The 5,370-nt window shown below is 65.7% G+C and carries 7 protein-coding genes; 3 read left to right on the top strand and 4 right to left on the bottom strand.

What is annotated here, in order from left to right; all coding sequences use genetic code 11:
• Window positions 1-148 precede the first annotated feature (148 nt).
• Complete coding sequence (gene nadC / locus K0M74_RS06070) at window positions 149-997, bottom strand: carboxylating nicotinate-nucleotide diphosphorylase (RefSeq protein WP_293969172.1); 849 nt, start codon at window positions 995-997, stop codon at window positions 149-151.
• 105 nt (window positions 998-1,102) lie between these two features.
• Here nadC and K0M74_RS06065 point away from each other — a divergent pair, with 105 nt between their 5' ends.
• Window positions 1,103-2,233 (top strand): nitronate monooxygenase, encoded by a 1,131-nt coding sequence (locus tag K0M74_RS06065; RefSeq protein WP_293969169.1) that lies wholly within the window; start codon window positions 1,103-1,105, stop codon window positions 2,231-2,233.
• Between the two features lie 12 nt (window positions 2,234-2,245).
• On the opposite strand, the gene K0M74_RS06060 is transcribed toward K0M74_RS06065, so the two are convergent.
• From K0M74_RS06060 to K0M74_RS06050, 3 genes are all read right to left on the bottom strand, one after another.
• Window positions 2,246-2,641, bottom strand: coding sequence for an amidohydrolase family protein (locus K0M74_RS06060; protein ID WP_293969166.1), 396 nt, complete (start codon window positions 2,639-2,641; stop codon window positions 2,246-2,248).
• Window positions 2,642-2,649: 8 nt separating this feature from the next.
• Window positions 2,650-3,102, bottom strand: coding sequence for a hypothetical protein (locus K0M74_RS06055; RefSeq protein ID WP_293969163.1), 453 nt, complete (start codon window positions 3,100-3,102; stop codon window positions 2,650-2,652).
• A gap of 83 nt (window positions 3,103-3,185) precedes the next feature.
• A complete protein-coding gene (locus tag K0M74_RS06050; RefSeq protein WP_293969160.1) occupies window positions 3,186-4,163 on the bottom strand; it encodes an NADPH:quinone oxidoreductase family protein in 978 nt (325 codons plus the stop codon).
• 71 nt (window positions 4,164-4,234) lie between these two features.
• Here K0M74_RS06050 and K0M74_RS06045 point away from each other — a divergent pair, with 71 nt between their 5' ends.
• Together K0M74_RS06045 and K0M74_RS06040 are read left to right on the top strand one after the other, a co-directional pair.
• On the top strand, window positions 4,235-4,774 hold the full coding sequence (locus tag K0M74_RS06045; RefSeq protein ID WP_293969158.1) for a glycosyl hydrolase 108 family protein: 540 nt from the start codon (window positions 4,235-4,237) through the stop codon (window positions 4,772-4,774).
• Between the two features lie 91 nt (window positions 4,775-4,865).
• Window positions 4,866-5,279, top strand: coding sequence for a holin family protein (locus K0M74_RS06040; RefSeq protein ID WP_293969155.1), 414 nt, complete (start codon window positions 4,866-4,868; stop codon window positions 5,277-5,279).
• Window positions 5,280-5,370: the final 91 nt, after the last annotated feature.

The raw sequence follows: 5,370 nt of genomic DNA, 5'->3' as shown, positions 1-5,370 counted from the left end.
CGCCTGTACGCCCGCGACACTCACCCGGCGCCCCCCCGCCGGGCGCCGGGAGTCCCGGGCTTCCCAACTTGGCCGCTGGCGTTTACCGAAGCGCCGCATAAAACGCCCCACGGCGGCCCCCGCCTTCGGGGGGGCGACGGCGGGATCTTCAGGCCAGCGCAAAATCAAGCCCGATATCCGCCGCGGGCGCCGACTGCGTCAATCGCCCGACCGACACATAGGTCACCCCGGTCGCGCCGATCGCGCCGATTGTATCGAGCCGCACCCCGCCCGACGCCTCGGTCGGCACCTTGCCGCCAACGATAGCAACACATTCGCGCAGCTCATCCAGCGTCATATTGTCCAGCAACAGGTGCGTCGCCCCGGCGGCGAGCGCGGGCTCGACTTGCGCCACCCGATCGACCTCGACGATGATCGACCCGATCCCCGCCGCGACCGCGCGGCGCACCGCTTCTTCGACCGACCCGGCGACAGCGACATGATTGTCCTTGATCATCGCCGCGTCCCACAATCCCATACGGTGATTTGTCGCGCCGCCCATCCGTGTCGCATATTTCTCCAGCACCCGCAGGCCGGGGATCGTCTTGCGCGTGTCCAGCAGCGTCGCGCCGGTGCCTGCCAGCGCATCGACATACTGCCGCGTCATGGTCGCGATTCCCGACAGATGCTGCACGGTGTTCAGCGCCGAGCGTTCGGCGGTCAGCATCGCGCGCGCATTGCCCGACAGGTGCATCAAATCGCTGCCCGCGGCCACTTCGGCACCTTCTTCGACCAGGTTCCCGATCTCCATGGCAGGATCGAGCGCGCGAAAGAAAGCTTCGGCGATCGGCAGCCCCGCCACAATGATCGCATCGCGGCTGTCCATCACCCCGCCAAAGCGCGCATCGGCGGGAATCACTGCCATCGACGTAATATCGCCCCCCGCCCCCAAATCCTCGGCCAGCGTGGCACGAACAAAGGCGTCGAGGTCGAAATCGGGCAGGGGAAATTGGGTCATGAGACTGCGATAATGGGCGGCCCCAGCAAATCAACTTGACGTTTACGTAAACTACCGCTGACATGCACGCTACGTGGCACCTTAGCCCACATCCGGAGAGGCCCAATGCAATCACCCATCTGCGCGATTCTCGACATCGAATTCCCCCTCCTCGCCTTCTCGCACTGCCGCGACGTCGTTGTCGCGGTGTCGAAAGCGGGCGGCATGGGCGTCTTCGGCGCCGCCTCGCTGCCGCCAGAACGGCTTGAGGAGGAGCTCGCATGGATCGACGCGCATATCGGCGGCAAGCCCTACGGTGTCGATCTGATTGTCCCGAACAGTTTTGCCGGCAAAGGCGAAAGCCGCAGCGCGCTGCCGCCGATCCCCGACGAGCACAAAGCCTTCGTCGCCGGACTGCTTGAGAAGCATGGGGTCGACGACGGCAATCTCTCGCTGCCTGCTGTCGGCGGCGGCCTCGGCGAAAATATGACAGATGAGGGCGCGGCCAGGCTGCTTGAAGTCGCTTTCCGTCACCCGATCAAGCTGATCGCCAACGCGCTCGGCGTCCCGCCGCCGCTGATGCTCGAACTCGGCAAACGCCATAACGTCCCCGTCGCCGCCCTCGTCGGCACCCGCGATCATGCGTTGGCGCAGGTCCGCGCCGGGGTCGACATCCTCGTTGTCGCGGGCGGCGAAGCGGGCGGCCACTGCGGCGAGGTCGCGACGATGGTGCTGGTTCCGGAGGTCGCGGCAGCGGTCGAAGCCGTCGGCGCGACGACGCCAGTCCTTGCCGCGGGTGGCATTGTAACCGGGCGCCAGATGGCCGCTGCGATGGCGATGGGCGCGCATGGCGCCTGGACCGGATCGGTGTGGCTGACCACCGCTGAAGCTGAAACCAATCCGGTGGTGAAGGAAAAGATGCTGCTCGCCAGCTCGCGCGACACGGTGCGCTCGAAAAGCCGCACCGGCAAACCCTCACGGCAGCTGCGTTCACCATGGACCGACGCCTGGGAGGCCGAGGGCGCGCCGAAACCGCTGCCGATGCCGATGCAATCGCTGGTCAGCGAACCCGCGCTACGCAAGGTCGATAAATTGTCCGAAGGCGGCCACGAAGGCGCGAAGGCGCTCGCCACCTATTGGGTCGGCCAGGGGGTCGGGCTGATGAACGAGGCGATGGGCGCCGGGCAGGTCGTGCAGGAGTTCAAGGCCGACTGGATCTCCGCCTGCGAACGGTTGAACGGCTTTATCGGCGACTGACCGGCGACGCGATCAGTCGAGGCCGAGCAATCTTCGGGCGTTACGGTCGCGGATCTGTGCCTGCTCGGCATCGGTGAGATCGAGCTTTGCAAACGCGTCGAGCGTTTTGGCAAGCGAGAATTGCGGATAGTCCGAACCGAGCAGCAGCTTGTCGGTGCCGACGTTGCGCATCGTCCAGATGAACTCCTCCTCGATCGGCGAATCGGCGGCGATGACGCCGCTGGCGCTGATGTCGAAACAGACATTGTCGCCGAACAGATTTTCCGCCGTCCGCGCCAGCGCCAGCATGTTCCAGAAGCGGAACTGCAACCCGCCCATGTGCGCGAAGATGAAGCGGGTCTTCGGCGCCACCAGCGCGAGGTTGAACAGCTTTTCATTGTCGGCGGGGACGATGTTGGCATTGTCCATCAGGACAATCAGCCCGACCTAGCCCGCGCGGCGGACGAGCGCCAGCACGCGGGGGTCGGCGGCGTCGAATGCTGTGTGTGCGAGTGGATCTTGAGCAGTTTGACCCCGCGTGCGGCTACGCGCTCAACCTCCGCCAGCGCCGCGTCATCGTCATAGGGGTGAACGGTGGCGATCGGGATGACGCCCTTGTGCGTCGCCGCCAGGGCGATGATCCCGTCATTGCCCGCGCGAATGCGGTCGGGGTCGCCGGCACGCGCCTGATTGGGACCGCCAAACCACATCGCGCCGATGCCCGAGACCGCCTGCCCCGCCGCCTTCGCCTGTTCGCGATAGGCACGCAGCGATTCTTCACCCTTCCACAGATGGACGTGGATTTCGACAACGGGCGCTTCGCCGGGTGCTGCGGCGACCGGAGCGAGACCCATCGCCGAATAGGCGAGCACGAGCGACAAGAAACGCATGATAACTCCTGACAGGTTGACCGGCGCGGCTTTTGGCACAGCGCGGTGTCCGGCGGCAATGATGCCCGAGACAAGATCGATGGTCAGGGGCGCAACACGACCTTCCCCACCACCTCGCGCCGCTCGATCATCGCAAAGCCTTCGCGCCAGTCGGCAAGGTCGAGCGCGGCATGGATGTGCGGGCGGATCGTCCCCGCCGCCGCCAGCGCGTCGATCGCCGCGACATTCTCCGTGCCGCGCTCGGGAAAGCGGCGACCATATTCGCCGGCGCGCACCCCGACGACCGAAAAGCCCTTGATCAGCGGTATGTTCACCGACACCTCGGGAATCCGCCCCGACGCAAAGCCGATCGCCAGCAAGCGCCCGCCGAACGCGATACAGCGCGTCGATTCGTCGAATATATCGCCGCCGACGGGGTCGAAGATGACATCGGCGCCGCCGCCATCGGTGAGTTCTTTCACCCGATCGCGAAAGCCCGGCCCACCGTCGATCACCGCATCAGGCGCATAGAGCCGCGCAATCGCATCGCGCTTGTCGGCGCTACTCGCCGCAGCGATCACGCGCGCGCCGAGCGCTTTCGCCAGATCGACGGCCGCCAGTCCGACGCCCCCCGCCGAACCGTGCACCAGCACCCAGTCGCCCGGCTCGACCCGCGCGCAGCGGACCAACGCGACATAGGCGGTGAGGTACGCGACGGGATAGGCCGCCGCTTCCTCCCACGTCAGCCGTTCGGGCTTCGCGCGCAGCGCCGCGGTCGGTGCGACGCAATATTCGGCCATCGCGCCGAAACGGTTGCCGCCAACAACTGCGTCGCCGACCTGCCAATCGGAGACCATCTCGCCCAGCGCATCGACTTCACCGGCAAACTCCAGCCCCGAAACAAACGGCAGGTCGGGCTTCAACTGATAATCGCCGCGCGTCATCAGCAGGTCGGGGAAATTCACCGCCGCCGCGCGCACCCGCACTCGCACCTCGCCCGGTCCGGGCTGCGGCACCGGCACATCCGCCAGCGCGGCTCCTGCATGATCGAGCAACAATTCGGTGACCTGCAAAGCGCGCATGGAGAAAAGTCTTTCCTACAATATTCCAATATGGTTCGTTTTATTCGTTCAACCAACCAAAGGAGCGACGCATGTTCATATTCGATTCCCCGCCCATCGACGCCGACACGCTGATCGATGCCGTCATCGACTGCGAAGCCCGATATGTAAACCACCCCGCCGACCGCGGCGGCCCGACTTGCTGGAGAATCACCGAAGCGGTCGCCCGCGGGCAGGGTTATCATGGCGATATGCGCAAACTGCGGCGCACCGCCGCCATAGCAATCTATCGCCAGATTTGCTGGCTCCGCCCTGGCTTCGACAAGATTGCATTGCGTGCCCCGCAAATCGCCGCCGAATTGTTCGACACTGGCGTCAACATGGGCACCGGCAGCGCGGTCGGCTTCCTCCAGCGCGCGCTCAATTCGCTCAACCGTACCGCACGCGACTATCCCGACATTGCCGTCGACCGCGACATCGACCCGCGCATGTTTGCGGCGCTCGACGGCTTTCTGAAAGCGCGCGGCGAAGGCGACGAAACGGTACTGCTGCGCACGACGGAGGCGCTGGGCGGACGCTACATCGCACTCGCCGAATGCCGCCCCAGCCAGGAGGCGTTTCTTTTCGGCTGACTCGCCAACCGGATCGGCCCGCATTGAACTCCGTTCGCGGGCCTCGACCGATCATAAACTTTGACAACTTCCGACAAAAGGACATCCAACCATGAGCATCATCGAAGGCTTGATTGGCCCCATCGCCAAGCTGGTCGACAAGATCATCCCCGACCCCGAAGCACGCGACCGTGCCAAGCTCGAACTGCTCAAGATGGAGGGCAGCCAAGAAATGGAAGCGATCCGCACCCGGATGACCGCGATCGTCGCCGAAGCGAACAGCGTCGACCCTTGGACCAGCCGCGCACGGCCGAGCTTCCTCTATGTCATGTACGCGCTACTGCTGTGGGCCATCCCGATGGGCCTGATCGCTGCGGCGCGGCCCGAGATGGCGAAGGACATTGCCGAGGGAATGATTGCCTATCTCGCCGGGATTCCCGAACCGCTCTACGCGCTCTTTGGCACGGGGTATCTGGGCTACAACGCGGCGAGGGCATGGGGGAAGGCGAAGGGGGTGGAGAGTTGACAGATACCGTCGCGGCCGGGGGCCGGGGGGGGGGGGGGGGGGGGGGGGGGGGGGGGGGGGGGGGGGGCGCCCCCGCGGGGGGGGGGGGGGG

Source organism: Sphingopyxis sp. (genome assembly GCF_019459305.1).
Taxonomy (GTDB): Bacteria; Pseudomonadota; Alphaproteobacteria; order Sphingomonadales; family Sphingomonadaceae; genus Sphingopyxis.
This window is presented reverse-complemented; position numbering and strand designations above follow the sequence as displayed.

Excerpts from the sequence above, each read along its gene's own strand:
- nadC (WP_293969172.1), bottom strand. The coding sequence starts at position 997 with ATGACCCAATTTCCCCTGCCCGATTTCGACCTCGACGCCTTTGTTCGT.
- K0M74_RS06065 (WP_293969169.1), top strand. The coding sequence starts at position 1,103 with ATGCAATCACCCATCTGCGCGATTCTCGACATCGAATTCCCCCTCCTC.
- K0M74_RS06060 (WP_293969166.1), bottom strand. The coding sequence starts at position 2,641 with ATGGACAATGCCAACATCGTCCCCGCCGACAATGAAAAGCTGTTCAAC.
- K0M74_RS06055 (WP_293969163.1), bottom strand. The coding sequence starts at position 3,102 with ATGCGTTTCTTGTCGCTCGTGCTCGCCTATTCGGCGATGGGTCTCGCT.
- K0M74_RS06050 (WP_293969160.1), bottom strand. The coding sequence starts at position 4,163 with ATGCGCGCTTTGCAGGTCACCGAATTGTTGCTCGATCATGCAGGAGCC.
- K0M74_RS06045 (WP_293969158.1), top strand. The coding sequence starts at position 4,235 with ATGTTCATATTCGATTCCCCGCCCATCGACGCCGACACGCTGATCGAT.
- K0M74_RS06040 (WP_293969155.1), top strand. The coding sequence starts at position 4,866 with ATGAGCATCATCGAAGGCTTGATTGGCCCCATCGCCAAGCTGGTCGAC.